General features: G+C 68.9%; 24 protein-coding genes and 1 tRNA gene. 12 read left to right on the plus strand and 13 right to left on the minus strand.

Annotation, left to right across the window (positions count from 1 at the left end; genetic code table 11):
- Window positions 1–12: 12 nt before the first annotated feature.
- Window positions 13–870, minus strand: coding sequence for a DUF5324 family protein (locus JOD67_RS05385; protein ID WP_239553730.1), 858 nt, complete (start codon window positions 868–870; stop codon window positions 13–15).
- 287 nt (window positions 871–1,157) lie between these two features.
- Here JOD67_RS05385 and JOD67_RS39850 point away from each other — a divergent pair, with 287 nt between their 5' ends.
- Both JOD67_RS39850 and JOD67_RS05395 read left to right on the plus strand, forming a co-directional pair.
- Window positions 1,158–1,688 (plus strand): peptidylprolyl isomerase, encoded by a 531-nt coding sequence (locus JOD67_RS39850; RefSeq protein WP_307782286.1) that lies wholly within the window; start codon window positions 1,158–1,160, stop codon window positions 1,686–1,688.
- 36 nt (window positions 1,689–1,724) lie between these two features.
- A complete protein-coding gene (locus JOD67_RS05395; RefSeq protein WP_205115861.1) occupies window positions 1,725–2,633 on the plus strand; it encodes a rhomboid family intramembrane serine protease in 909 nt (302 codons plus the stop codon).
- 5 nt (window positions 2,634–2,638) lie between these two features.
- On the opposite strand, the gene JOD67_RS05400 is transcribed toward JOD67_RS05395, so the two are convergent.
- Window positions 2,639–3,265 carry an aminodeoxychorismate/anthranilate synthase component II gene (locus tag JOD67_RS05400; protein WP_205115863.1) on the minus strand — a complete coding sequence of 209 codons (627 nt, stop codon included), beginning with the start codon at window positions 3,263–3,265 and terminating at the stop codon, window positions 2,639–2,641.
- 4 nt (window positions 3,266–3,269) lie between these two features.
- Window positions 3,270–4,145, minus strand: a complete 876-nt coding sequence (locus JOD67_RS05405) for a DUF881 domain-containing protein (RefSeq protein ID WP_307782287.1) — start codon at window positions 4,143–4,145, stop codon at window positions 3,270–3,272.
- A gap of 122 nt (window positions 4,146–4,267) precedes the next feature.
- Here JOD67_RS05405 and crgA point away from each other — a divergent pair, with 122 nt between their 5' ends.
- Window positions 4,268–4,528 (plus strand): cell division protein CrgA, encoded by a 261-nt coding sequence (crgA, locus tag JOD67_RS05410; RefSeq protein ID WP_205115864.1) that lies wholly within the window; start codon window positions 4,268–4,270, stop codon window positions 4,526–4,528.
- Between the two features lie 307 nt (window positions 4,529–4,835).
- Here crgA and pknB read toward each other — a convergent pair whose 3' ends face one another.
- From pknB to JOD67_RS05445, 7 genes are all read right to left on the minus strand, one after another.
- Entirely contained in the window at window positions 4,836–6,710 is a 1,875-nt protein-coding gene (gene pknB / locus JOD67_RS05415; protein ID WP_205115866.1) for a Stk1 family PASTA domain-containing Ser/Thr kinase, read from the minus strand.
- Window positions 6,711–6,735: 25 nt separating this feature from the next.
- Complete coding sequence (locus JOD67_RS05420; protein WP_205115868.1) at window positions 6,736–8,190, minus strand: peptidoglycan D,D-transpeptidase FtsI family protein; 1,455 nt, start codon at window positions 8,188–8,190, stop codon at window positions 6,736–6,738.
- The gene (locus tag JOD67_RS05425; RefSeq protein ID WP_205115870.1) at window positions 8,187–9,593 is read right to left on the minus strand and encodes an FtsW/RodA/SpoVE family cell cycle protein; all 1,407 of its coding nucleotides are present in this window, start codon (window positions 9,591–9,593) and stop codon (window positions 8,187–8,189) included. Before JOD67_RS05425 ends, JOD67_RS05420 begins: the two co-directional genes overlap by 4 nt.
- A complete protein-coding gene (locus JOD67_RS05430) occupies window positions 9,590–11,062 on the minus strand; it encodes a PP2C family protein-serine/threonine phosphatase (RefSeq protein WP_205115872.1) in 1,473 nt (490 codons plus the stop codon). The genes JOD67_RS05425 and JOD67_RS05430 overlap by 4 nt, the downstream gene beginning before the upstream one ends.
- 25 nt (window positions 11,063–11,087) lie before the next feature.
- On the minus strand, window positions 11,088–11,564 hold the full coding sequence (locus tag JOD67_RS05435) for an FHA domain-containing protein FhaB/FipA (RefSeq protein ID WP_205115877.1): 477 nt from the start codon (window positions 11,562–11,564) through the stop codon (window positions 11,088–11,090).
- Window positions 11,565–12,515, minus strand: coding sequence for an FHA domain-containing protein (locus JOD67_RS05440; protein WP_205115878.1), 951 nt, complete (start codon window positions 12,513–12,515; stop codon window positions 11,565–11,567).
- Window positions 12,516–12,840: 325 nt separating this feature from the next.
- Window positions 12,841–12,923, minus strand: a tRNA-Leu gene (locus JOD67_RS05445).
- A 90-nt stretch (window positions 12,924–13,013) separates the two neighbouring features.
- On the opposite strand from JOD67_RS05445, the gene JOD67_RS05450 reads away from it, so the two are divergent.
- The 7 genes from JOD67_RS05450 (at window position 13,014) to JOD67_RS05480 (ending at window position 21,940) form a co-directional block, all read left to right on the plus strand.
- Entirely contained in the window at window positions 13,014–13,361 is a 348-nt protein-coding gene (locus JOD67_RS05450; protein WP_205115879.1) for a hypothetical protein, read from the plus strand.
- A 154-nt stretch (window positions 13,362–13,515) separates the two neighbouring features.
- Window positions 13,516–14,628: a hypothetical protein gene (locus JOD67_RS05455; RefSeq protein WP_205115881.1), complete on the plus strand. Its 1,113-nt coding sequence runs from the start codon at window positions 13,516–13,518 to the stop codon at window positions 14,626–14,628.
- 82 nt (window positions 14,629–14,710) lie between these two features.
- Window positions 14,711–16,813: a hypothetical protein gene (locus JOD67_RS05460; protein ID WP_205115883.1), complete on the plus strand. Its 2,103-nt coding sequence runs from the start codon at window positions 14,711–14,713 to the stop codon at window positions 16,811–16,813.
- Complete coding sequence (locus JOD67_RS05465) at window positions 16,806–18,041, plus strand: hypothetical protein (protein ID WP_205115885.1); 1,236 nt, start codon at window positions 16,806–16,808, stop codon at window positions 18,039–18,041. Before JOD67_RS05460 ends, JOD67_RS05465 begins: the two co-directional genes overlap by 8 nt.
- 26 nt (window positions 18,042–18,067) lie before the next feature.
- On the plus strand, window positions 18,068–18,631 hold the full coding sequence (locus JOD67_RS05470; RefSeq protein ID WP_205115887.1) for a hypothetical protein: 564 nt from the start codon (window positions 18,068–18,070) through the stop codon (window positions 18,629–18,631).
- A gap of 20 nt (window positions 18,632–18,651) precedes the next feature.
- On the plus strand, window positions 18,652–19,929 hold the full coding sequence (locus JOD67_RS05475) for a hypothetical protein (RefSeq protein WP_205115889.1): 1,278 nt from the start codon (window positions 18,652–18,654) through the stop codon (window positions 19,927–19,929).
- A complete protein-coding gene (locus tag JOD67_RS05480) occupies window positions 19,916–21,940 on the plus strand; it encodes a D-alanyl-D-alanine carboxypeptidase family protein (RefSeq protein WP_205115890.1) in 2,025 nt (674 codons plus the stop codon). The genes JOD67_RS05475 and JOD67_RS05480 overlap by 14 nt, the downstream gene beginning before the upstream one ends.
- Before the next feature lie 75 nt (window positions 21,941–22,015).
- On the opposite strand, the gene JOD67_RS05485 is transcribed toward JOD67_RS05480, so the two are convergent.
- The 3 genes from JOD67_RS05485 to JOD67_RS05495 form a co-directional block, all read right to left on the minus strand.
- Entirely contained in the window at window positions 22,016–22,681 is a 666-nt protein-coding gene (locus tag JOD67_RS05485) for an AfsR/SARP family transcriptional regulator (protein WP_205115891.1), read from the minus strand.
- Window positions 22,682–22,798: 117 nt separating this feature from the next.
- Window positions 22,799–23,044 (minus strand): DUF2630 family protein, encoded by a 246-nt coding sequence (locus JOD67_RS05490; protein ID WP_205115893.1) that lies wholly within the window; start codon window positions 23,042–23,044, stop codon window positions 22,799–22,801.
- A 42-nt stretch (window positions 23,045–23,086) separates the two neighbouring features.
- A complete protein-coding gene (locus JOD67_RS05495; protein ID WP_239553732.1) occupies window positions 23,087–23,797 on the minus strand; it encodes a DNA-processing protein DprA in 711 nt (236 codons plus the stop codon).
- 455 nt (window positions 23,798–24,252) lie between these two features.
- On the opposite strand from JOD67_RS05495, the gene JOD67_RS41710 reads away from it, so the two are divergent.
- Both JOD67_RS41710 and JOD67_RS05505 read left to right on the plus strand, forming a co-directional pair.
- Window positions 24,253–24,966: a ComF family protein gene (locus JOD67_RS41710; protein WP_205115904.1), complete on the plus strand. Its 714-nt coding sequence runs from the start codon at window positions 24,253–24,255 to the stop codon at window positions 24,964–24,966.
- A gap of 435 nt (window positions 24,967–25,401) precedes the next feature.
- Entirely contained in the window at window positions 25,402–25,686 is a 285-nt protein-coding gene (locus tag JOD67_RS05505; RefSeq protein WP_205115907.1) for a helix-turn-helix domain-containing protein, read from the plus strand.
- The last annotated feature ends 5 nt before the right edge of the window (window positions 25,687–25,691 follow it).

Genomic DNA, 25,691 nt, shown 5'->3' on the forward strand with positions numbered 1-25,691 from the left:
GGGAAAGAGCGCTCAGGTCCCGTCGTCGGTCGCGGTCCGCGTACGCGTGGTCCGCGGCCGGCTGTTCGCCGACTTGGCGGCCGACGTCTTCTTCGCCGCGGCCGGCTTGTCGGCGTCGCTCACCTTCTCCTCGGCCGCCGGAGCGTCCGGAGTGGTGGGCTTGTGTGGCTTGTCCGTACTGTCAGCGGCCGCCTCGTCCGGCGAGGCGCCGGCCTCGTCGTCGATCACGAGCTGGGAGTCGTCCGGCTTGTCCTCGACCTTGTCGGCCGGCTTGCTCTCCGTCACCGCGGTCGCGCTGGGCGGCGGCGTGTAGGCCGGCCGCGGCGGCGTCGTCGCGGGCATCGGCTGCCACTGCGAGTCCTGGCTGCTGCGCAGCGCCCGGTAGGCGGCCACCGCGCCGGCGGCCAGCGCACCGAAGACCAGCAGTCGCTTGAGCCAGCGCCCGCGCGGCTTCGCCGGTGCCTGCTCCAGCTCGCCCTTCAGCGCGGCGATCGCGGCCGTGCCGCGGCGCATCGCTTCCTCGCGGTACGGCTCGCTCGTCTCGACCGCGTCGTGCAGCCGGTCGCGAGCCCGATCGATCGCGGGCTCGAGGCGTTCCAGTGCCTCTTCCACGGCCGGAACGAGCCGGTCCATGGCGTCCTCGACCGCGGGCCCGATCCGGTCCCTGGCCTTGTCGACCGCGGGTCCGAGCCTGTCCTTGGCCTTGTCGACGGCTGGCTCGAGCCGTTCCCACGCCTTCTCCACCGCTGGCTCCAACCGATCCCATGCCTCTTCGACGATGGGGGTGGCCTTCTCCTGCGCGGACTCCGCGTAGGGCCGGACCTTCTCCGCCACCGTCGCCAGACCCGATCGCCTACTTCGGCGTCCCATATCTCACGCGCCTCCTCGTGCACTGTCCTTCGAACCGGCTGCGCACCGATGAGAAGAAACGGTACGCGCAACCGTTCAGGTTCTTCCTCTCGCCTTCCCCGTTCGCGCCCGATCATGCCCTGACGGGAATCTCACCGCATCTACCGAGCGTGATCGGACGTGCCCGAAGCGGGCTCCGGGGCGCCGCCGGGGCACCCCGGCGGCGCCCCGCTCGTTCGCGTGAAAGGATCGCGTCTTCAGTGTTTACTCACGGGTGGACAAGTCACGGGCGGAGAGAAGGGAGCCTGGTGAGCGAGGAAACCTACGCGACGTTCCGTACGTCGCACGGCGACATTGTGGTGAAGCTGTTCTCGAACCACGCGCCGAAGACGGTACGCAACTTCGTCGAGCTGGCCGAGGGCAAGCGCGAGTGGATCGACCCGGAGTCCGGGGAGAAGACCAACCGCCGGTTCTACGACGGCTTGACGTTCCACCGCGTGATCTCTGGGTTCATGATCCAGGGTGGCTGCCCGCTCGGTACGGGCACGGGCGGTCCGGGGTACCGGTTCGAGGACGAGTTCCACCCCGAGCTGCGGTTCGACCGGCCGTACCTGTTCGCGATGGCGAACGCCGGGCCGAACACGAACGGCTCGCAGTTCTTCATCACGGTCGGCCCACAGCCGCACCTGAACAACAAGCACTCGATCTTCGGCGAGGTCGTCGACCCCGCCGGGCAGAAGGTCGTCGACGAGATCAGCCAGGTTTCGACCGGCCAGATGGACCGGCCCAAGGAGCCCGTGATCGTCACGTCGGTCGACATCGAGCGCAAAGAGTCTTAGCAAGACCAGGCCGCACCGGGAGGGGTACGGGGACCGATGACCGACGAGTCACGGCGCCCGGACGAGGGCGCGAACGTCGATCCTGCTGGCGTGCCCGCGGACGAGGCCGTACCCACCTGCTACCGGCATCCGGACCGCGAGAGCTACATCCGCTGCCAGCGGTGTGATCGTTACATCTGTCCGGACTGCCAGCGGCAGGCCTCGGTCGGCTTCCAGTGCGTGGAGTGCGTACGGGAGGGCCAGCGCGACCAGCCGGCCGCCCGTACCCGCTTCGGCGGCGTCATCCGCGGCAACGACGGCGTGGTGACGAAGGTCATCCTCGGCATCAACATCGTGATCTTCGTGCTGGGCATGCTGAGCCCGGCGCTGATCCAGTGGATGCAGCTGGTGGGCCGGATCGGCTTCGCCGACCAGATCGGCGCCGCTGGCGGCGTTGCAGGAGGCGAGGTCTGGCGGCTGATCACCTCGGTGTTCGTGCACGTACAGATCTGGCACCTCGCGGTGAACATGTTCACGCTGTGGATCCTCGGTCCGCCGCTCGAGCGGCTGCTCGGCCGGGCCCGGTTCACCGCGCTGTACCTGGTGGCGGGCCTGACCGGCTCGGCGGTGGCGTACGCGTTCACCGATCCGCGGGTCGGCGTGGTCGGCGCCTCGGGCGCCCTGTTCGGTCTGTTCGGCGCGACCGTGATGCTGTCGCGCAAGATGAAGGCCGACATGAGCTGGTTCCTGGGGACGCTGGCGATCAACGTGGTGATCAACGTCCTGTTCGCCCGGTTCCTGTCCTGGCAGGGGCACCTGGGTGGCTTCATCGGCGGGCTCTTGCTCGGCGCCGCGTTGGCGTACGCACCCCGCGAGCGGCGGGACCTTTACCAGATCCTCGGCTTCGTCGGCGTCGGCTTACTCGCCATCGGGCTGATCGTCTGGCGGACGGCCTCGCTGGTCTAGCTGGTCTAGCTGGCCTTCACTACTGGGGCCAGTCCGACCGAACGTTCGACCGCGTCGGGCATTCCGCAGGTCAGCAGCCAGTTCGCGAGCATCCGGTGCCCGCCCTCGGTGAGCACCGACTCCGGGTGGAACTGCACGCCCTCCACCGCCACGTCCTTGTGCCGCAGCGCCATGATCACGTCGGACTCGGTGCGCGCGGTCACGGCGAACACGTCCGGCACCGTCTCCGGCTCGACCGCGAGCGAGTGGTACCTCGTCGCGGTGAACGGGTCCGGCAGCCCGGCCAGCACGCCCGCGCCGTCGTGGTGGACGAGGCTGGTCTTGCCGTGCAGCAGCTCCGGCGCGCGCGAGACCGTGCCGCCGTACGCGACCGCCATCGCCTGCAGGCCGAGACACACGCCGAACAGAGGGACCTTTCCGGCCATCTCCTGGACCAGCTCGACGCAGACCCCCGCGTTCTCCGGCGTCCCCGGGCCCGGTGACAGCAGCACACCGGCGTACCCCTCGGCCTCCTTGGGCTCGAGCGTGTCGTTGCGGCGGACGTCGCACTCGGCGCCGAGCTGGTAGAGGTACTGGACCAGGTTGAACACGAACGAGTCGTAGTTGTCCACGACGAGGATGCGGGTGGTCACCCGCTCATTGTGCCGGCTTGCCCTCTTGGGCGAACGTGAGGTCGATCGACCCCTCGAACGCCGGCATCCGCAGCGACGGCGCGCGCTCGACGTCCCAGCCGAGCTGGAAGCGCTTGTTGTTGACGTACTCGAGGTAGATCTTGACCTGCCGCGACTGGAACAGCGCGTCGCTCATCGCGTCGGCGTCACCGATCGCGGAGATCTTGTACGGCGGGGAGTACGGCACGCCGTGCAGCACCACGTTGTTGCCGACGCAGCGGATCGCCGAGGTCGAGATCACCCGCTGGCCCTGGATCGTCATCGCCTCGGCGCCGCCCGCCCAGAGCGCGTTGACCACCGCCTGGATGTCCTGCTGGTGGACGACGAACGCGTCGAGGTCGGTCGCGCCCTTGCTCACCCCGCGGGGCGCGTCGTCGAGCGTGACCGTGAGGCCAGGCCCGGTGACGGAGGTGAGCCCGGCGGTCGGTGCGGACGCGTCGGCGAGCTCCTGCGCCTGCCGTACCTCGGTGTTGTTGACCTGCCGGCCGAGCGCGTCGGTCTCGGCTCTGATTAGTTGGCGTTCCTCGTTCAGCGCCTTGTTGCGCTGCGACTCGGCGCGGATGAGGTCGATCAGGTCGGTCTGCCGTTCGGCCCGCAGGTCCGTGCCCTGCGCGTTCACCGCGCTGGTGATGGCGAGGAACCCGGCGACGGCGAACGCCGCGCCGGCGAGAAGCTTCGGTATCAGCGGCTTGCGCGGGCTAGGCTGCTCATCGAGCTCGGGCCCGTCGCTGTCGGCGCCGTCCGGGCCGCCGTCATCGGAGCCGCGGTGGCCGTAGCGGGAACGAACGGCATCGAGCACGACGCGTAGCGCCGTCCGCGAGTCCACCCGTTCGCTCTTCACTCGCCCTCCGGTCCGCACGCCCGAGACCCCGTTGACTACGCTAACCGAGTCCAGAGCTGTTGGTACCCCCGGTCCGCCACAAGCCCGGGGCGGAAGCCTGCGAAATCCGGGAGGATGGCGACGTGCCTGAGTCGAAGAACCGCAAGAAGGACGTCTTCACGCCGCCGCCGGAGAAGTCGACCACGAAGAAGGCCCGCCTCGGTGGCGGCCGCTGGGTCGCTCCGGTCATGGTGGCCTGTTTCGTGCTCGGCCTGATCTGGATCGTGACGTTCTACATCGCCGGGAAGCAGATTCCGGTGATGAGCGACCTGAACAACTGGAACATCCTGATCGGCATGGGTCTGATCGCCGTGGGCTTCGTCGTCTCCACGCAGTGGAAGTAGCCCTGAGTGATGTCAGCGGTGTGATTACACCGATGTAGTTCTCCACACTGGTGGATAAGCCTGTGGATAACTCGGATCTCGGTGTGAGCCACGCCTAGGACCGAAGATCGCTGTGGACGTCTGCCAGCCCTGAGAGCAACCGAACCCACCCCCTGTGGGCAGCCCTGTGGATGAAGCGGGGCACGCCTGAGGCGGGTGGGTTCACTCTTCGTGGTCGACCGCCGCACATGCCGTGCTCAGCCGGCGCCCAGAAACGACGAGGCCGGCCACACCATCACGGTGTGGCCGGCCTCGATCCGTTCTCTGTCTAGCCGAAGACTGTCCGCCAGAACGACGACCAGCCGGCGAAGACGCCTTGGCCCTCGTTCGACCCGGAGCGGCCAGGCAGCTCCAAGCCGCCGCCCTCTTCTTCCTCGGTCTGCGTCGGGTCGGGGCTCGGGCTCTCCGACGCGGTCTCCGACGGTGACGGGTCCGGGGAGTCCGACGGCGACGGTTCCACGTCCGGCTCGGTCGCGACGATGATCGTCACGGTCGAGTTCACCTTGCGGCGCTCGCCCTCGCCCGGGATCTGCTCGAGGACCGTCCCCGGCTCCTCCGAGGTAGACGTCTCGTACTCCGGCGTCACCTTGAAGCCCGCGTCCCGCAACATCGCTGTCGCGCGCTGCTCGGTCTCGCCGACGACGTCCGGCACCTCGACCAGGCCGGCGGAGTACGTCAGCGTGATCACCGTGTTCGGCGGCTGCTGCGTGCCCTCGGCCGGGTCGGCGCTGAGGACCTCGCCCGCCTCCGCTTCCGACGTCTCGTCTTCCTTCTCCGAGACCTGGAAGCCCGCGTCCTCGAGCTTCTTCCGCGCCGCGTCGAGCTTCAGCCCGACCACCGGCGGTACGGCGGTCAGCTGCTGCCCGGACGACACCGTCAGCTCGACCTCGGTGTTCGGCGCGACGGGCGCACCGGCGGCCGGGTTCGTGCTGATGATCTGCCCCTTGGGCACCTCGTCGTTTGCGACGTTCTTGATCGCCCCGACCCGAAGTCCCTGCGCCTGCAGGTCCGCGGTGGCCTGCTCGACGTTCTTCCCGATCATGGTCGGAACGAGCACGTTCTTCGGCTCGTCGTCCCCACTCATCATCTCGGTCAGGATGAACGCCGCGACGCCGAGGACGAAGACGACCGCGATCGTGAGCAGGATGTACGCCAACCGCCGGTTGCGCTTCTCCTTCTCGGTCATGTCGTCCGCGCCGGGCTGCTCGCCGGTGTAGTCCGACGCCGGGTACGGCGACGGCACCTCGTCCGGCGGCATGAAGCGCGCGGTCGCGTCGATCGGTACGACCGGCGCCACGACCCGCTGACCGGCCAGCGCGCGGTCGATGTCGGCCCGCATCTCCGCCGCCGACTGGTACCGGTCGTACGGCTTCTTCTGCAGCGCCTTCAGCGTGATCGCGTCGCCCTCCGGCGGCACCTCCGGGTCGACCATCGACGGCGGCCGCGGCTCTTCCCGCACGTGCTGGTACGCCACCGACACCGGCGAGTCGCCCACGAACGGCGGCCGCGAGGTCAGCAGCTCGTACAGCAGGCAGCCCGTGGAGTAGATGTCGGACCGCGCGTCCACCGACTCGCCGCGCGCCTGCTCCGGGGAGAGGTACTGCGCGGTGCCGATCACGGCGGCGGTCTGCGTCATCGTCGCGGACGCGTCCGCCACCGCACGCGCGATGCCGAAGTCCATGACCTTGACGTCGCCGGACGGCGTGAGCATGACGTTCGCCGGCTTGATGTCGCGGTGCACGATGCCGGCGCGGTGGCTGTACTCCAGCGCCTCGAGGATGTCGCCGGTGATCTCCATCGCCCGCTCGGGCAGGATTCGCCGGCCCTCGCGCAGCACGTCGCGCAGCGTGCGGCCCTGGACGTACTCCATCACGATGTACGGGACGGAGACCTCGCCGACCTTCTCCTCGCCGGTGTCGTACACGGCGACGATCGACGGGTGGTTGAGGCCCGCTGCGGACTGTGCCTCGCGCCGGAAGCGCGCCTGGAACGTCGGGTCGGTGGCGAGGTCGACGCGCAGCGTCTTGACCGCGACCGTCCGGCCGAGCCGGCGGTCGATGCCGATCCGGACCTCGGCCATGCCGCCGTGTCCGATCACGTCGCCCAGCTCGTACCGGCCGCCGAGGTATCGCGGCTCAGTCATGCGCTCACTCTCCATGTGCAGCGGGTCATCGCCCGATCACTTCTTCCATGAGGGCCTTCGCGATCGGAGCCGCGAGCTTGCCACCCGAAATGTCGTCGGGTGCCACGTTCGCCTCCTCGATCACCACCGCGACCGCCACCTTGGGATCGTCCGCCGGTGCGAACGATACGAACCATGCGAACGGCGGCCGATCTGGGGTCGTCTGTGCAGTACCCGTCTTGCCGCCCACCGAGACACCGTCGATCCGCGCGGGTTTGCCAGTGCCGTTGTCCACCACGTTGACCATCATCTGTTTCAGCTGATCGGCGACCTCTGGTGTGACGGCCTGTCCGAGCTCGGTCGGCTCGGTCGTCTCCAACGGCAGCGTGTCGGGGCCGCGCACCTGGTCGATGAGGTACGGCTTCATCACCTTGCCGCGGTTGGCGATCGCCCCGGTCACCATCGCCATCTGCAGCGGGGTCGCGGCGACGTCGTACTGGCCGATCGAGCTCATCGCGGTCTGCGGCTTGTCGATCTTCCCCGCTGCCGGGAACGCGCTCGAGGCGCCGTCCAGCTCGGGGAACATCCGGGTGCCGAAGCCGAACTTCTCCGCCTGCTCGCGCAGCGCGTCCGCGCCGAGGGTGAGGCCGACGTTCGCGAACGCGGTGTTGCAGGAGATCTCCAACGCCTCTTGGAGCGTGACCTGACCGTCCTTGCAGGCGCGGTTGTCGTGGTTGGTGATGTTGCGGGAGGTCTGCGGCAGGTCCAGCACGGCCGGGCCGGGGATCTGCGTCTCGAGGTTGTACTTGCGGGACGTGAGCGCGGCCGCCGCGGTGACGAGCTTGAACGTCGAGCCGGGCGGGTAGCGGCGCTGGATCGCGCGGTTCTCCATCGGCTTGGTCTTGTCCGCGAGCAGCTCTTTCCAGTTCGCGGTGATCTCCTTCGCGCTGTGCGAGGAGAGCTTGTTCGGGTCCCAGGTCGGGTGGGACACCATCGCGAGGACCTTGCCGGTGGTCGGCTCGTACGCGACGACCGAGCCCTTCTTGTCCCCCAGCTCGCGGTGCGCGATCTCCTGCAGGCGCGGGTTGATCGTCAGCGACACGTCGCCGGACTGCGCCGGGCGGTTGGTGAGCATGTCGACGAGCCGGCGGACGAAGAACCGGTTGTCGGTGCCCGCGAGCACGGAGTTCTCGACCTTCTCGACGCCGCTCCGGCCGTAGATGAACGAGTAGTAGCCGGTGAGGTGCCCGTACAGGTCGGGGCTCGCGTACTTGCGCAGGTAGACGAGGTCGTCGTCGGTCGCGACGGACGACGCGACCGGGCGGCCGCCGACGAGGATCGGCCCGCGCTGGCGGGCGTACTCGTCGAGCAGCACGCGGCGGTTGTCCGAACGCGCGTTGAGGTCGGGCGCCTGGATCACCTGGATGTAGTTGATGTTGACGAGCAGCACCAGGAACAGCACCACGAAGGCGATGGCGATGCGCCGGATCGGACGGTTCATCGGCGTACCACCACCTGGGTCTGCGCGTCCTCGACGATCGCGGTCGGCTCCATCGGCGGGCGGCGCGCGTAGTCGCTGATCCGCATCAGCAACGCGACCAGCGCCCAGTTCGCCACGAGGGAAGAGCCACCGTAGGAGAGGAACGGCGTGGTCAGACCGGTGAGCGGGATGAGCTTGGTGACGCCGCCGAGGACGACGAACACCTGCAGGCCGATGATCGCGGCGAAGCCGGTGGCGAGCAGCTTGCCGAAGTGGTCGCGGCAGATCAGCGCGGTGCGCAGACCTCGTTCGACGAGGATGCCGTACAGCACGATCACGGCCATCAGGCCGGTCAGACCGAGCTCCTCGCCGAGCGCGGCGGCGATGAAGTCGCTCTTCGCCAGCGGGACGAGCTCCGGCCGGCCCTCGCCGAGGCCCTTGCCGAGGATGCCGCCGTACGCGAGCCCGTAGAGCGACTGGATGATCTGGTACGCCCCGTCGGGATGGGCGAACGGGTCGAGCCAGGCGTTCACCCGGTTGGCGATGTGGGAGAACTGGCGGATGTCGAGCACGGTCGCGGCGAAGTACGCGAAGTAGCAGCCACCGACGAACAGGGCGGTGCCGATGACCGCCCAGCCTGGTCGTTCGGTCGAGACGTACAGCAGGATCACGAACGTCCCGAAGAACAGCAGCGCGGTGCCGAGGTCGCGCTGGAAGACCAGGATGCCGAGGCTGATCACCCAGGCCAGCAGGATCGGGCCGAGGTCACGTCCGCGCGGCAGGTCGATGCCGAGGAACCGCCGTCCGGCGAGTGCTAACGCGTCGCGCTTGACGACGAGGTAGCCGGCGAAGAACACGATCATGCAGAACTTCGCGACCTCGCCGGGCTGGAAGTTCAGCCCGCCGACGCGGATCCAGATCTGCGCGCCCTGGACCTCGCGGCCGATGCCGGGGACGAGCGGCAGGATCAGCAGCGCGATGCCGGCGAGACCGGCGGTGTACGTGATGCGCTGCAGTCGCCTGTGGTCCTGAATCAGCAACAGGGTAAGGACGAACAGCACCACGCCGACCGCTGTCCACATCAGCTGGCGCGACGCGTCGGCCACGCTGCCGGGATCCTTCGCGAGGTCGAGCCGGTGGATCAGCGCGAGCCCGAGCCCGTTCAGCAGCACGACGCACGGCAGCAGGATCGGGTCGGACCACGGCGCACGCCAGCGGACGACGCCGTGCGCGAGGCCGACGAGCAGCGTCATGCCGGCGGCGTACGTCCACAGGTTGTCGGAGAACTTGCCCTCGACCGCGAGGCCGACGAGCGCGTACGCGCCGATCGCCGCGCCGAGCGCGAGGATCAGCAACAGCAGCTCGGCACCTCGCCGCTTGCGTTGCAGAACGATCACGCCGGTCGCGGCGCGTTGATCGCTCATCGCGTCGCCCCCGGGTCGGGCGACGAAGTCACCTCGCCGGCGCAGTCCGGAGGAAGCTCGGTCGCGCCGTTGCGGAGGCCGCCGTTGAGTGACGCGTTCGGCTGGGCAGTGCCGGACGGCGTCGCGGGGCGGAGGGTGTTCGTGGGCCTCGGGCTCGTCGTCCCGCCGGCTTGCGGGGAGGTCGACGCGCTGGGCGTGGTGGAGGGTGAGGTGGTGCGGGGCGGGGTCGTCGGCGCGCAGCGCTGGGCGATCTGGTTGAGCTCCTTGACGATCGCCTGGGCGCCGGCGAGGTCGTCGACGGAGATCGTCTGCTCGACTTTCTCCCGGTGGTACGGCGGCAGCGCGTCGGTCTGCAGCTCCTGCACCTCGTACACCTTGGTCAGCTGCAGGCCGGGAACGTGTTGCGCGATGCCCTTGAAGATCGCGACGTGGGTCTCGCTCGGCGCGGTCGTCGAGTCGGGCTCGGTGTAGGCGCCGACGTAGAACTGCCGCTGGCTCCAGCCGTACGCGTTCCAGCCGACGAAGCCGATCAGGGTGAGGACGACGAGGGCGACGATCGTTCGGAGGACCCAGCGAAACCTGCCAGGCTCACGAGGGCGGTACCGAAGCTCCTCGTCCTCGTCGGGGTCGGGGTGCGGGATCGTCGTGGGTTCCTGGCTGGCGGTGATCTCGGCCGGGCCCTCGAGCTGGTCGGCGGCCGCGGCTGCGCCGACGAAGATCGCGCCGGACTGGCCGGCGGCTTGCGGGTCGTCGCTCTCGACGACGTCGGCGACGACGCAGGTGACGTTGTCCGGGGCGCCGACCTCGAGCGTCATCCGGATGAGCTCGTTCGCGACGTCGTCCGGCTCGCCGGCGTTGATCAGCGCGTGCGCGATCTCGCTGTCCTCGACGAAGTCGGTGAGGCCGTCGCTGCAGATCAGCAGCCGGTCGCCGAGCTGGAGGTCGAGGTAGGCGAGGTCGGGCTCGGCGTCCTCGTGGCCCTGGAGCACGCGCATGATCAGGTTGCGATGCGGGTGCTGGCGGGCCTCGGCCTCGGTCAGCCTGCCCTCGTCGACGAGGGTGCGGACGAACGTGTGGTCGTGGCTCAGCTGCCTCAGCGTCTCGTCGCGGAGCAGGTAGGCGCGGGAGTCGCCGATGTGGGCGAGGCCGAACCGCTGGCCGTCGAACAGGATCGCGGTGAGCGTGGTGCCCATGCCCTCGAGCTCGGGCGTGGCCTCGATCCGTTCGGCCATCTTCGTGTTGGCCTGGAGGACGGACTCGCCGAGGGCGGGGAGGAGGTCGTCGATCTTGTCGTTGTCGAGTGAGTAGACCGTGGAGATCGTGATCGCACTGGCGACGTCGCCACCGACCGCTCCGCCCATGCCGTCGGCGAGGGCAAGCAGGTGTGGACCGACGTACGCGGAGTCGTCGTTCTTGGTCCGAACGAGTCCGACGTCGGTCTGCACGGCGTAACGGAGCGCGAGCGTCATCCTGCCTTCTTTGAGTAGATCCGCTCTACTTCTGCAGTTCGAGGATCGTCTTACCTATCCGGACCGGTGTCCCCGGCCCCACCGCGGTCGGCTTGTGAACGCGTACCTCCCCGACGAACGTGCCGTTCGTCGAACCGAGGTCCTCTACGTACCACTGGCCGCCCTGCGGTCGCAGGACGGCATGCCGGGTCGAAACGTACTCGTCGTCGATGCGGAGCTCACACTCGGCTCCGCGACCGATCACGATCGGTGTGTCACCGAGCGGCGCGGACATGCCGACGCTGGTGCCCTCGACGACGATCGCGGAGGCGGGCTCGCCGCGGCGGCGCCTGGGCGGCTTGGGCACCTTCGGCTGCTTGACCTTGGACTTCGGCTCGGCCTTGGCCTGGGTGACGCGCGTGCCGAACAGGTCGGTACGGATCACCGAGACCGCGGACAGCACGAACAGCCAGAGCACCGCGAGGAAACCCAACTTGATGATGGTGAGGGTGAGCTCAGACACCTAGCGCCGCACCTCCGGGCCACCGGTCGCGCCTGGTTTGCGCAGGACGAGCAGGGTGTTGCCGAGCAGGACCTGACTGCCGTCCTCGAGGATGGCCTGCTCGGTGCGCTGGCCGTTGACGACGATGCCGTTGGTGGAGCCGAGATCGTGGACGCTCACCAGGTACTGACCCTCGCGGAGCTGGACGCGGATCTCGGCGTGTCGGCGGGACACGCCGGGGTCGGTGATGCGCAGGTCGGCCTCGGTGCCGCGGCCGAGCACGATGCCGGGCGGCTCGAGCTGGTGCTGGAGACCGTTCACGTCCAGGTACGGCGGGACCGCGGGCGGGGCCGGCGGGCGGATGGGCCTGGTGCGGTCCTCGTCCTGCGGCTGCGGCTGTGGCGGCCTGGAGTACGGCGACGGCTGCTGGCCCTGGGGCGGCGGTCCTTGCGGCGGTCCCTGCGGGGGCTGCTGTGGCTGGGGCTGTGGCGGCTGGGGTTGCGGCTGCTGTTGTGGCTGGGGTGGCTGCGGCATCGGCTGACGGTCCCGCGGCGGGGTGCGGCGTTCGGCGTTCGTCCCCATCCGGCGCGCCGGAGTGACCTGCGCGACGGCGCTGCTGCGGACCTTGAACCGGCCGGTGGACAGGTTGTCGATGCGTTCGAACGAGACCGTGACCGGGCCGGTGAACGCGTAGCTCTGCGTGCCGGCGTGTCGGCTCACGACCTCGGAGAGCTCCTTGCTCAGGGTCTGCGAGTACGGGGCGAGCCGGTCGTAGTCGCTCGCCGAGAGCTGCACCGAGAAGTCGTTCGGCACCAGGCTCGCGTTGCGCGACAGGATCTGCGCGGAGTTGTCGAGCTCCCGCTGTAGCGCGGCAGCGATCTCCACCGGCTGCACGGCCGAGCGGAAGATGCGCGCGAAGGCGCCAGTCACCATGCCTTCGAGTCGTTTCTCGAAGCGCTGGAACACTCCCACGGGCACCTCCTCCCCGTGTCCATGCCGAAAGGGCACACCGACCCCAACGGCCGCGAGCGGCCGGACATCGGCGCGGTCTTCGTCCGGGACACGCTCGCAGCTTCTCTTCTCGCGCCGTTCGGGACCGATCGTAACCGCCGACCCACCCCACGGCCGATTTCGCGCGGTGGGTATCAGCATGTATGCGTTCCGTAATCCCATCCGCGCCTCCTTACCCATACAGATGCAAGCTCCGACACGCCGGTTGTGGTGTCCCTCATCACGTCGCGCGGGACCTCGCAGACGCCAAAGCCCCCGGGCTGCTTCCTCCGGGGGCCTTCTCGGGTGCGCGAGGGGGGAGTTGAACCCCCACGCCCTTGCGGGCACTGGAACCTGAATCCAGCGCGTCTGCCATTCCGCCACTCGCGCGCGCTCCTGAGCGGATACGAGGCTAACACGCAGGCCGGGCCGGGTTCCTCCGGGTTACCTCTCCCGTTGGGCTTCGAGGATGATCAGGGGATGGCCATCGAGACCGTCCAGCTGTGGCGACCCACCGGCCCAGAGGAGCTCCAGCTGGTGGAAGCCTCCGCCTGGCGCCGCTGGCCGCCCCGGCTCCCGGATCAGCCGATCTTCTACCCGGTGCTCAACGAGGACTACGCGACCAAGATCGCCCGCGACTGGAACGTCCCCGCCTCTGGCGTCGGCCACGTGACCCGCTTCGCGGTGCGCAAGTCGTTCCTGGATCGTTACGAGGTCCGCCAGGTCGGCGGCCAGACCATCCTGGAGTACTGGATCCCGGCCGAGGACCTCGAGGAGTTCAACGACAACCTCGTCGGCCCCATCGAGCTCGTCGCCACGTACCGCTAGCCGACCTCGTGGCCGCGCTCCATCGAGAGTTTCAGGAGAGTTTCTAGGCGGAGTGAGCACCCACTTGTCCTAGAAACTCGGTCCCCAGCGAGGAACGCGTTGACCGTCGTGCTCTGACCTGTACGCACGTTGCAGTCCGGGCGACACTGGAGTGATGGCACCGGAACTGACGTCGCCGCGGGCTGAGCCGCTGGAGGGGCTTGGGACGGCGCTGTTCTTGCAGACGGTGCACAGGGCGGATGGCAGGCATCCGCAGGGTGGGGTGGCGGGCGTGAGGGAGCTGCTCAAAGCCGATGGGATCGGGGTTGTCTACGTTCTCCCCCGCAAGGATCGGCTGAGGACGGCCACCGAGGTCGTGCACCAGACACGCCTCAAGGCGCCGCGGGCACAGATCATGCTCGACGCGAGTCACTACTCGGGCAAACAGAGGAAGCTCGGCACCGCCGGTGTGGACGACGGCTGGATCAAGCGCCAGCACAACGACGGGGTCCGGTACGCGCTCACGGACTCCGGTTACGTTCCCGCTCAGGACACCGCCAGCCTGCACCGCATCCTGCACCAGGCCGCCAACATCAACGACAAGCTCCGACGCGGCAAGGGCGTCGTCGCCGCCCTCCCCATCGCGGTCGAGTGGCTCACGCTGGACGCCGACCAGCTCCAGAAGGCGATCACGGACCATGGCACCCCTGTCGCTCTCATGATCGAGCACGACAAGGACCCGCTCGCGCTCAAGAACGCGGTCCAGGGGCTCGCCCACGTCCTCCAAGCCCCAACAACAGTCGGCCTCCTGAGATGCGACGTCTCCGTCCTCGGCGCCCTCGCGTACGGAGCCGCGATGGTCGCGGTCGGCGACAGCTCCGCGCTCAGGCACTTCTTCCCCAAGAAGGGCGGCGGAGGCGGCTACATCCCCGGCACGTCCATCCTCGTCCCCCGCATGCTCGGCTTCTACCGCCAGGACAAGCTCGCCAACGCCATCGAGGACAACCCCGACGACAACGCCTGGAAGTGCGACTGCCGCGTCTGCCAGGGCCGCAACCTCAGGTGGATCGCCGAGTCCAGCAACCCGCACCAGAACGCCTTCAACCACGGCACGGCCGCCATCTCCGCGATGGCCCAGGACCTGTTCGTCAACCGCGGCGACTCCGCCGCTCGCCACGCCGCCTGGCACGAGGCGGTCACAGCCGCAGAGGAAGCACACCAAACCGCAGCAGGCTGGAAGCCGACACCGGCGCTCAGGAGGTGGCAGGAGCTCTACGAGACCTCGTGACGATGCGGTGACGCTCACGAACACGAGACAGCACACGGCGCAGACCTACCGTCGGGCGACAACCGTTCAATGGAGGTCTCCCATGAGCCAGTCGCCGTTCGCGGGCATGGGCTATGTCGATGGCGCGCCGACCGCCACGCTGCAGCGCGAGGTCCCGATGCCAGGGCTCCGGTCGCCGTTCGCCGAAGCCCTCATGGAGACGCGCGACGACAACGAGCAGGCGTACGAGAGCCTGCTGAACGAGCTGCAGAACGAGACGTTCGACGAAGCCGTCGAAGCACTCGTCGACGAGGCCGCAGCCCTCGATCTCGTCTCGCCCTGGAACGAGCAAGGCCCCACCCACCTGAACGCCTGGGCAGCAAGAGTCACCGCGGACACGAACCACTTCCTCGAGCACCTCGAGCACACGTTCCAGGACAGAACGCTCGAGTCCATCACCGAGGAAGAGATCGACCGAGCCGCCGCGAACTTCGCCACCGCCCCGTTCAGCCCCGCCGTCGAGCAGCTCTTCGGCGGCATCCTCAAGAAGCTCAAGAGCGGCGTCACCAGCCTCGCCAAGAAGGGCCTCGCCGTCGTCGCCAAGTTCACCGGGATCGCCAAGCTCACCGGCATCCTCGGCAAGCTGGCCGAACCCCTCGTCAAGCGCGTCGTCAACCTCGTGGTCAACCGCCTCCCCGCCAGCCTCAAAGGCCCCGCGACCGAGCTCGCGCGGAAGCTCACCGGAAAGGTCGCCACCACCGCCAAGGACCTCGCCGCCGACTTCGACCAGCGCGCCGCCGGCGCCCTGACCGCGACGAACGACGCCGCCCTCGACACGGCCCTCGCCGACGCCGACGCCGCGGCCGCGCAGGGAACCGAGAGTGAGCTCGACGACGCCCGGGCGAAGCTCGCCGACGAGTTCCTGTCCGCCCCACCGAACGAGCCGCCCACGGTCCAGATCGAGCAGTTCATCCCCGCCGTCATGGCCGCGATGCCGCTGATCAAGACCGCCGCCAAGCTGATCGGGCAAGACCGCATCAGACGACTCGTCGCCGGCCCGGTCGCCACGTTCGTCGCCCGGTTCGTCGGCCAGGAGAAGGCCAAGGCCCTCGCGCCACACATCGCCGCGCAGGGCCTCAAGCTGCTGGGCCTGGAGTACGACGACCGCCCGCTCGTCGGCGCCGAAGCGCTGGTGACGACGATCGAGGAGACCGTACGAGACGTCCTCACCCTCCCCGCTGAGGCGCTCGCGGACGACCTGCGCGTCGCCGCCGAGGTGCAGGAGGCGTTCGCCGAAGCCGCCGCCCGAAACCTCCCCGCGAACCTCCTCCGCACAGACCTCGAGTCAGCCGACGAGGAAGCGGAAGCCGGCCGCTGGGTGCTGATGCCGCGCAAGGCCCGGCCCCGGTACCGCTACCGCACCTACAGCCACCCGCTCGTCGTCAGGGTCAGCCGCCCCACAGCGAGGCTGATCGTGTTCGCCGACGGCGAGACGCTCGAGGACAGGCTGCTCGACGAGGGCACGACGAGCTGGCCCACCGAGGCCGAGATCCGCGTGTACGAGACCATCCCCGGCACCCAGCTGGGCCACCTCGCCGCCGAGAGCGAGGAGACGCTGTCGACGTACGAGTTCGGCGAGCTCACGCCCACCACAGCCGGCCTGCTGCTGAACAACCCACGCCTCGGCCGGCTCCCCGGCCCCGGCGGGGTCGGCAGAAGGCTGTTCCGGCTCGCCGGCCCCTGGCACCGCCCGCGCAGGCGCCGCCGCCGGATCGGCCTGAGGCTCGTCCTCGACGCGGCACAGCCCGTCCTGCGCGTCCACCTGCGGATCGGCGAACGAGCCGCGCACGCCATCGCCGGCCAGCTCGAGCAGAACGCGCACGCCCAGGTGGTCGCGACCGTACGGCAGCTCCTCGGCCCGAACGCCCGCAAGTCGCTCGCCGAACGACTCGCCCGGCCGACCGCCCTGAGGCAGAGCACGCCCGACCAGCGCAAGGCGATGGCCGACGCCGTGGCCGAGGCGATGCTCGCCGCGCTCGCCAAGGAGCTTCCGCAGGCCGGTGCGACCCTCGCCCAGGCCGCGAAGGACCCGGCGTCCGGCATCACGATCACGTTCGCCGTCCCGTTCGCCGACCAGGCCGCGCTGCAAGCCGCGACCCCCGGCACCCCGACCGTGACGATCCGACCGGGACACCACAGTGACTGAGCAGCTGGCGGCGGAGCTCGCGCACTGGCGGGCTGCGGCCGAGGCGCTCGCCGACCTCGACGCGATCGCCTCCCCCGCCGCCTGGGCGAGCCTCGAGGACTACCTGCGCCTGCGGGTACGGCAACGCCTCACCGCCACCGTCGCCGACCTCACCCAGGAAGCGGCCGCCGCCGCACGATCCCTCGCCACCGGCGCCAACGAGCACGACGTCCGCGCACGAATGCTCAAGCTGAGAAGGAGATACCTCCAGGTCGAGACCATCCTCGACTTCTACGGCGACGCCGTCGCCTCGCGGACCAACCCCGCCCTCGCAGCCGTCCTCAGAGGCCTCGACGTCATCGCCGGCGACAGCCTCGACCTGATCCTGCGCGGCCTCGGCATCGCCACACCGCCAGCGGTCGTCTACCTCGACAAGGGACTCGGCGCCGCGATCCTGCGCGCCGACGTACGTCTCTGGGACGGAACGAGCCCCTCACCCGTCGCAGCAGTCAAGATCACCCGGCACAACCTCAGCCATCCGACCGCGCTGTTGCACGAGACCGGCCACCAGGTCGCCCACCTCACCGGCTGGACCCCGGAGCTCAAGGACGCACTGGGACAGGGACTGAAGAAGCACTCGACCGAGCTCGCCGCGATGTGGCGCGACTGGGCGAGCGAGGTCGCGGCCGACGTGCACGCGTTCGCCCAAGCCGGCTTCGCACCTCTGCCAGCGTTGGCGAACGTCGTCGACGGCGCGACCTCCGCGGTCTTCCGACTCGTCCCCGGCGACCCGCACCCGCCACCCTGGATCCGGGTGATGTTCAACGTCGCGCTCTGCCGCAGCTGGTACGGCCCCGGCCCGTGGGACGCGATCGCGGAAGCGTGGCAGCACCGCCACCCCGTCGACGTACGCACCGACGCCGGCGCCCTCGCGCACCGAAGTGCACAAGCGATGAGCGACATCGTCGACCTCTGCACCCGCCAACCCATGGCGGCGTTCCGCGGCCGACCGCTCGCAGCACTGGCCGACCCGAACCGCGTCTCCCCCACAGCGCTCGATGCGCTCGCGAGACGTGCGGGCGGCTCGTTGCTCACCTCGCAGTACCTCGCCCGCCGCGAGCCGCTCGCGATCCTCGCGTGGCTCACCTCGCGCCCGACGTTCGAACCAGCGCAGGCCGCCGCTCACCGACAGGCGCTCCAAGGCTGGCTGGCCAGCCTGTCGCCTGAGCGAGTTCCCAAGGTGGCTTGACACCCATGCCCGAGGAGGAAAGTCCCATGCCCACCACCGAAACCAACCGGTCGAGCCAGCCGACGGACGCGACGATGAAGCAGTTCGTCTCCGCGCTGAACGACATCGCCACGGCCCTCGCCCGGAACACCGAACAGCTCCAGTCCGTCCAGCGGTCGAGCACGAACGCGGGCATCCCTGGCGGCGGACCCGGCGACCGGAGCGCCTCGATCGAGCAGGCCAGGACGACGCTCGACTACCAGGTCCTCAGCCAGCTGATGGGCCGGCGTGGCTTCACCGGCTTCACGGTCCGCGCGCAGCTCCAGCTCAGGGGCAACGACGTTCTGCTCAAGGTGTTCGACCTCCCGCCCGAGGCGGACAAGGTCGCCGTCCACGTCGACGGCGTCGGTGCGCCGGAGGTGATCGAGTTCGACGACGGCCCGGTCGTCGACGTCGCTCCCGGAGGCGGCTCGACGCCGGTCACCGAGCAGACGGTCGTGCTCAACGCGTCGGCCCGCAAGACCCTCAGCCGCATCGAGATCCAGAACGTCCTCGGCGTCCCGATCCGGCTCGGCCCCCGGCTCACCTTCGACTCCGCCGTCCCCGTCTAGGCCATCCACAGGAGTGCTCGATGTTCAGAAACCTTGCCCAGCTCCTGGCCAACGCGGGTCGGGATCGCAACGACGTCTTCCTCGTCCATCCGCTGCAGCTGAGCCGCTGGCTCGACGAGGCCTGGACCAGCGCCGCGACCGTTCCGGCACTCGGTCAGCCCACCCAGTTGGACCCGTTCCTCGGCAACGTCGACATCATCACCACGTTCGACCTGCCCAAGCCGGCAGCGCAGAACGGCCAGGAGATCGCCCCGTCCGGCATCGTCGCCACCAACCCGGACGTGTTCAACAACCAGGTGTTCGCGATCACCGCGCCCGGCCTGATCTGGGACCACCTCTCCTACGCGTACGTGATCGAGTCGACCGGCGCGTTCGAGGTCTTCGCCGAGGTCATCCGCCGGCTCGTCATCGGCGAGACACTCGACACGCTGTCCAAGGACGGGCTGCGGTGGGTACGCGCGACCGAGGAGCTGTTCTTCCGCGACCCGCCGCTGTTCTCGATCGGCGGCGTGGTCAGCGACGTACGTCCGGACGACCGCGTCAACCGGCGGAACTGCAGCTGGCGGATGTTCGGCATGGACCTGCCGCACCCCATCCCCGCTCGCTGGGCCGGGACGGCTGGCGCCGCGGAGAGCGCGTGGAAGACCGACATCGGCAGCGGCGTCAACGCCGACTTCCGCACGAAGTGGACCGAGCTGCTCCGCCAGGTCTGGCTCGGCATCGAGAACGCGCGCAACGAGACCGGCCCGAACGCCACCGACCGCGAGTACGTCGCGTTCCTCGCCACCGCGATCAAGGACATGTTGAACAACCGGCGCCGCGGCGGACAGCTCGCGCGCGAGGAGTTCGTGCACGTCTCGACGATGGCTTGGTTCCACCTCACGCTGGAGAGCGACACCCCGATCGTGCGCGACCTCAAGGCCGAGGCGACGAGCGCCGCCGACCGGCTGGCCCGGATCGCGCAGCGCGTCGGAATGCAGCCTGCGGCCCGTGCGCGCGAGTTGTTCGAGCTCGCCGAGCTGATGTCGGCGTTGCTGCGGGCGATCGAGCTCGGCACGTTCGACACCGGTGAGGAAGCCGAAACGCTCTACATCCCGCTCGCGAACGGCACGAACGCGCAGCTGATCCGCGACATGAACCGCATCATCGACCTCTGGCAGTCGGCCACCGGCGACCGGGTGAAGGACCGTCCGGTCGGCAACGTGGCCGGCGCGTTGAGCGCTCAGCCGCTGCGCCTGCCGACGCCCAGCGCAGCGGCGCCGGCTCTCGAAACGGTGAGCGCCAATGGCCACAGCTGAGATCCTCAGCCCGTTCTCCGAAGCCGAAGCCGACGAGCTGGAACTGGACGACGAGGAGTACGCGGACCTTGAGGAGTTCGGGACGTACGGTGCGTTCGAAGAGGAGGACGAGCTCCCCGAGGACCACCTGCTCGAGGTGGCGTTGGAGGACGAGCATCCGCTGGCCGCGGTGTTCGACCTCCCCCGCCTCGCCTTCGACGCCATGGCCAAGGGCGGCTGGACCACCGCGATCGCGATGGCGATCGGCGCCGGCGTACGGGACGTCAACAAGCTGACGAACCTGGTCTTCTGGTTCCGCCACCCGTCGCTGATCGGGCAGAAGCTCCGCGCCGACCAACGGGACCTGACCAGCGAGTGGCTGCGGATCCGCGACCAGATCGTGCGCCCGGCCCTCGCCGGCCAGACGCCGACCCCGATCCCAGCACCGGGCGGCGGGCGTACGTCGATGCCCGCGGCCAACCTGCGCTGGTTCGGCCCCGCGAGTGAGGAGACGCCGGAGCTCATGGCGTTCCTGCGCAACGTCTACGAACGCCACGTCCGTTGGCACATCTCGCGCGGGGACAGCTTCGTCGACACCCTGCCGGAGCAGAGCCTGGGCACGATCGAAGGCGGGCACAAGGCACGCGCCGACGCCGCCGCGAAGGCGATCGAGCTGCTGGCCGCCGCGCGAGCCGCGCTCGCGACCACGGCCCACGCCGGCAAGATCAGGATCGGCATCACCAGCGCGTACCGCTCGGCCGACCAGCAATGGGGCATCTGGCAGGGGCAGTTCCTCAAGGGCAAGGGCGGGTTCCCGCACTACTACCAGCAGACGAGGCGCGCCCGGCAGGGCATGAGCGGCGGCGAGCACGGTGAGCAGGCGGCCGCGTACCTCGCGAGCTACCTGGCCCAGTACGTCGCCGCGCCCGGCTACAGCAACCACCAGGACGGGCTCGCGCTCGACCTCGGCACCGGCCCGGTGAAGGGCCACCTCGGCAAGCTCGGCACGAAGGCCTGGTTCCACACCTGGCTGACGGAGAACGCGGGCCGCTTCCACTTCCAGCCCTATAAGAAGGAGGCCTGGCACTGGACGTATCGTCCGCCCGCTGGCGCGTCCGAAGCGTGGGAGGCCGAGACGGCGACGCCCATCGAAGCGGGCCGGCTCGAGGTCGCCAGCATCCCTTTGCTTCGGAGCCATCGCGGGCAGGCGCCCGACCTGGTCCTCGGTTGGAACGCGATGTCCAGCATGCCGGCTGAGCTCGATGTGGTCGTGCACCTGCACGGCTACTCGTTCGCGCGCATGACCCTGCCCAAGAACATGGAGGTCTGGGCCGGCCTCGACCTCGCCCCGGTCGACGGCGCCAGCGGTACGGGACGGACGCGGCCCACGCTGACGGTCCTCCCGCGCGGGCACTTCACCGGCGTCCAGGTCGGGAAGATCTACCGCTACACGTTCCCCGCGCTGGTCACCAAGGACGGGCTGACGACGCTCGTACGGGAAGCGCTGCAACGGTTCGCCGAACGGGTCGGCGGCATTGCCCCGACCATGGGCCGGCTGATCGTGACCGCGCACTCCGGCGGCGGCGCGCCGCTGATGCAGATCCTCCGCCACCACGATCCGCAGGAGGTGCACGTCTTCGACGGGCTCTACCAGGACGTGAGCGCGCTGGCGACCTGGGCGCGGCGGCACCTCCAGGCGGACCGGGAGGCCGGCGAGCCGACCGGAGCGATGCGCGTCTTCTACGGTCGCAGCACCAAGGGCTACAGCCTGCAGCTGCACAAGGCGCTCGCGGCCGGCCTGCGGGGCGCACCCGAGTCCGTGCTCAACCGGTACCGGGTCGAGGCGAGCAGCCTCGGGCACTGGCAGATTGCGCGGCAGTACGGCTGGCGGATGCTCGCCGATCCCGCGGCCGACGTACCGAACGCCAGCCGACCGACGGCGGCGCAGGCCCACGAGGTCGATCCCGGCGAGATGCCGTTCGAGACCGAGCTCGACGAGTACGAGTGCGGTGGCTCCGACGAGGCGCCGTGATCATGTACGTGATCATGAAGCGAAACCGGTGTATATGACTGCTCCGGCTTCATGATCACGTACATGATCACCGGGTCAGGCGGCCTCGAGGAGCAGTGACTCGAGCCGTTCCGATGGCGCGAGACCGAGCTCCTCGGCGAGCAGGCGACGGAACTGGGCGAGCTGGCGTACGGCCTCGACCCGGTTCCCCTCCGCCAGATGCGCGCGGATGAGCGCGGCATGCGCTGACTCGCGGAGCGGCTCGGCGGCGATCGCGCGGTACGCGACGTCGATGGCCGCCGCGTACGCCCCGGTGGAACGCAGCTGGTCGCTCAGCGCCTCCAGCGCATGGATCCGCAGCTGGTGATGGCGCTCGCGTTCGAGCTGCAGCCAGTCCTCGCTCCACCCCGGCAACAGGTCGGAGGTGAACAGGTCCGGCGAGTACGTCTCACCGCCAACCGGCACCCGAGCGAGCACCGACAGCGCCAACGACGTCGACTCGACGAAGTCCACCCGGACGAGCGGCCCGATCGACACCTCGTCGCGGTCGACGCGGAGCAGTCCCGGCGCAACCGTACGGATCCGCCACAACGCCGTACGCAACGTCGCCCGCGCCTGCGCGTCGGACGTCCATCCCCACAACCTGCCGGCCAACGCGTACCGCCGCTGCGGACCGTGGACGGCGAGATATCCCACCAACCGTTGCCCGTTCGGCGCCAGTGCGACCGGCTTTCCCCCGATGAGAAGCTCGAAGCTCCCCATGACCTGCAATGCGTGACCTTGGCACAACATGAGCCCCCCAGCTCATCGGACCGAACCCCTGTCGCCCGACATGGTGGGCCTTCGCGCTGGGAAGCCGCTGGGCAAACGCCAGGAGACCTACTGCAGGTAGCCCTCGACCTCGCCGGTGGGGCGGACCTTGGCCTGGTCGGGATCGCCCTTCGTCTCGCGCAGAGCGCGGCGTTGGCGGAGCAGGTCCCAGCACTGGTCCAGCGTCGTCTCCAGCTCGCGCAGGCGCGCGTTCTCCTCCTCGACGCTGATCTCGCCAGCGACGACGCGAGCCCGAAGTCCGTGTTCCTCGTCGACCAGTTGCCGAACCTGGCCGAGGATCTCCTTGTCATCCACGAACCCATCATGCCTCGCATGCCGTTGCATGAAGGGTACGAGTCAGATCAGTCGTAGCTGCGCGCTTGTCGCCGGCGTGGACAGGCTGGTGAGAACGGCAGCGAGCTCGGACCTGGAACCGATGACCTTGGCGCCACGCTGGGTCAACAGCGCGCTGCCGAGAGAGTCGCCCCCTACCCCCAAGTCCAGGGCGAAGACATCGCGTCCCAGAGCTAGCCCCCGCAGGCCAGCGTTGAACGTGCCCCCGCGCTCGCGCGCCTCAACCACGACCATCGCTCGGCTTAGCCCGACGATGGTGTCGTTACGGATCATCGCCGCATCCGCGCGCCAGGCCTGGGAAGGAGCGAACTGCGACACGACCACAGCCCGATCGTGATCCCAGCTTCGCGAAAGGGCAGCCTTGTGCTTGAAACACTGAATGCCCTCCGCGAGGACGATCACCGTGTTTCCACCGCGCTCCAGCGCGCCGAGGTGGGCTGCGGTGTCAACGCCGCGCGCATAGCCCGATACCACGGTCAGACCCCGGGCCACTGCTACTTGCGCGCAAGCGCCCGCGGCAGCCAGACCGTGCGAGCTGGCCTGCCGTGATCCACAGACTCCAATCCCCGGTTGTCCGAGAAGAGTTCGTGGGCCGCGGTAGAACAAGGCTGGAGGCGCGGTTGGCGACTCAGCGAGCAGTGCTGGGTAGCCCGGATCGCCGAGAAGGACGGCCTTCACGTCCATGGTGAGTAGGCGCTCGGCTTCCTCGGTCATTACGCGGAGTGGAACATTGCTGTGATCTTGATGCGCGGTCAGCCCGTCACGCCCGTGACGCCTGAGGAGGGCGGCCATCCGCCGAGGACTCAGTCCCGGCCCCGTCGCGACGATCGCGCAACGAAGGTCCTCAAGCACGCCAGTCATGGCTTCCCTAACTCGGTCGCGGTGCGGGGCGTTACGCCCTCGATCCGCACAATGGAGCGACCATTACCATCGAACATACGTTCGAAGGATAATGGCACGGTCAACACCCTACGGTCAAGGAGCTGACCTTTCGGCGTGTCGCCACGCCCGTGAGGTCGTCGGCAGAGACGATGGTGCGGGCCCCACTCCTCCTCTTTCGGCTGCCCATGATTCCCTTTGCTCATGATCCTCGAGGCAACCGCCTCGAGGCGTACGACGTTCGCCACGACGCGGGTGGCCACGAGCTCCTGCTCCGAGGCCCGCGAGAGGTGGCCGGTCAGCTGTGTGCCTGCGTCGCCGCGTACCGCGGGAAGTCCGTCCGTTCGGAAGACCAAGGCAGGTGGAACCTCCGACTGGCCGGCCCGGGAGAGGTCAGACCTGACACCTTGGCCCTGCTCGAACTCTTCCAAGACGTGCTCGTCATGGCTCCGCCCAAGGGAATGTCCGCGGTCCTCGCTCTCGACTTCTACAAGGAGCCGCTCGATGGGCTCCCTGCAGACCAATGGCCCTACACCGGTGCTGGCCAACTCGTCTACGACGGCAAGTACGCGTCAAGGAGCGATCCCGAGGCCATGCGTCACCCAGGTCAGATGCTTGTCGGAGCAATGCTCACGGTCGTCGAGAGACATCCCGCTTACACCGCCGCAACGGTAGTAGTTGGAGTTCCCGGTCACGATCAACTTCGGGTGAGCTTTGGCCAGCGCGTGGCGGACAGTCTCGCGCAAGCAGCTGCCAGGCAGGGTGTTCAGGCCCGGGCCAAGAGGGAGTTCCGAACCGCTGCGAAGGCACTGCCACAGGAGCGACGAATGGCCGCTCTCCGGAACGAGTTCACCGTCGACGTGGACCTTCGCAACCGAACCGTCCTCGTGGTCGATGACGTCATCCACACTGGAGCGACTTTGACGGAGATGACGCGAGCTGCCCGCGCGGCGGGCGCCTCAAAGGTGCTGGGGTTGGTGGCTGCGCGGACTCTCCGACGTTAGGTCCTGTCGATAGTCAGAACGCCCAGTCATCGTCCTCAGGGTGAGGTACGCCTGACGGTCGGGTAACCACGACCAGGTGACGAAGTCGAAGGGCGGTCCGCTCGACCAGCTCCGGACTCGTTTCGATCTCTCCAGCGGCAAGCATGCGCAGCTCTGTGGCCGTTTCCGCCTCGGGTGGCGTGTCGATGTCCGACGATTGCCGGGTGAGTACCTCTGCGGCCTGAAGCAGGAGCGATTGCCAGTCGCTCAAGAGCACAGCCGAGTCACGGTACGTCTCGACGACGTCTCGGGCGTCGAGTACGGCCTCAGCAAGGGTCGTACCAGCAGACATTTCGCACCTCCTGCGCTTGGCTTCATCCATTGTATGCGTTACGCGTACCGCGTTTCGCGTTATCCTCAAGTGTGACGCCCGAGTACCGAGATCGTCTGCGCCCGTTGAGCAAGGTGGTGTTCGGTCAGGAGCTCCGGTTGGCCGTCATGCTTGTCATCGCTCGGAGCGACGGCTTGGTCAACCCGGGTGACATCGCGTGGGAGTTAGGCCTGCGGGCGCAGAGCAGCATTCAGGATCCACTTCGTGACTTGCAGGCAGCCGGACTGGTAAGCCGCGCTCCGCGAATGGGCGGCAAGCGCTACTACCGCCGCAATCCCAGCTTGGGGTGGGCGTGGGCAGAGGAACTGGCTCGGATGGCGGTCGAGTACGAGGTAGTCGACGCCGAGTAGCGTCG

The organism is Tenggerimyces flavus (assembly GCF_016907715.1).
Classification (GTDB): Bacteria; Actinomycetota; Actinomycetes; order Propionibacteriales; family Actinopolymorphaceae; genus Tenggerimyces; species Tenggerimyces flavus.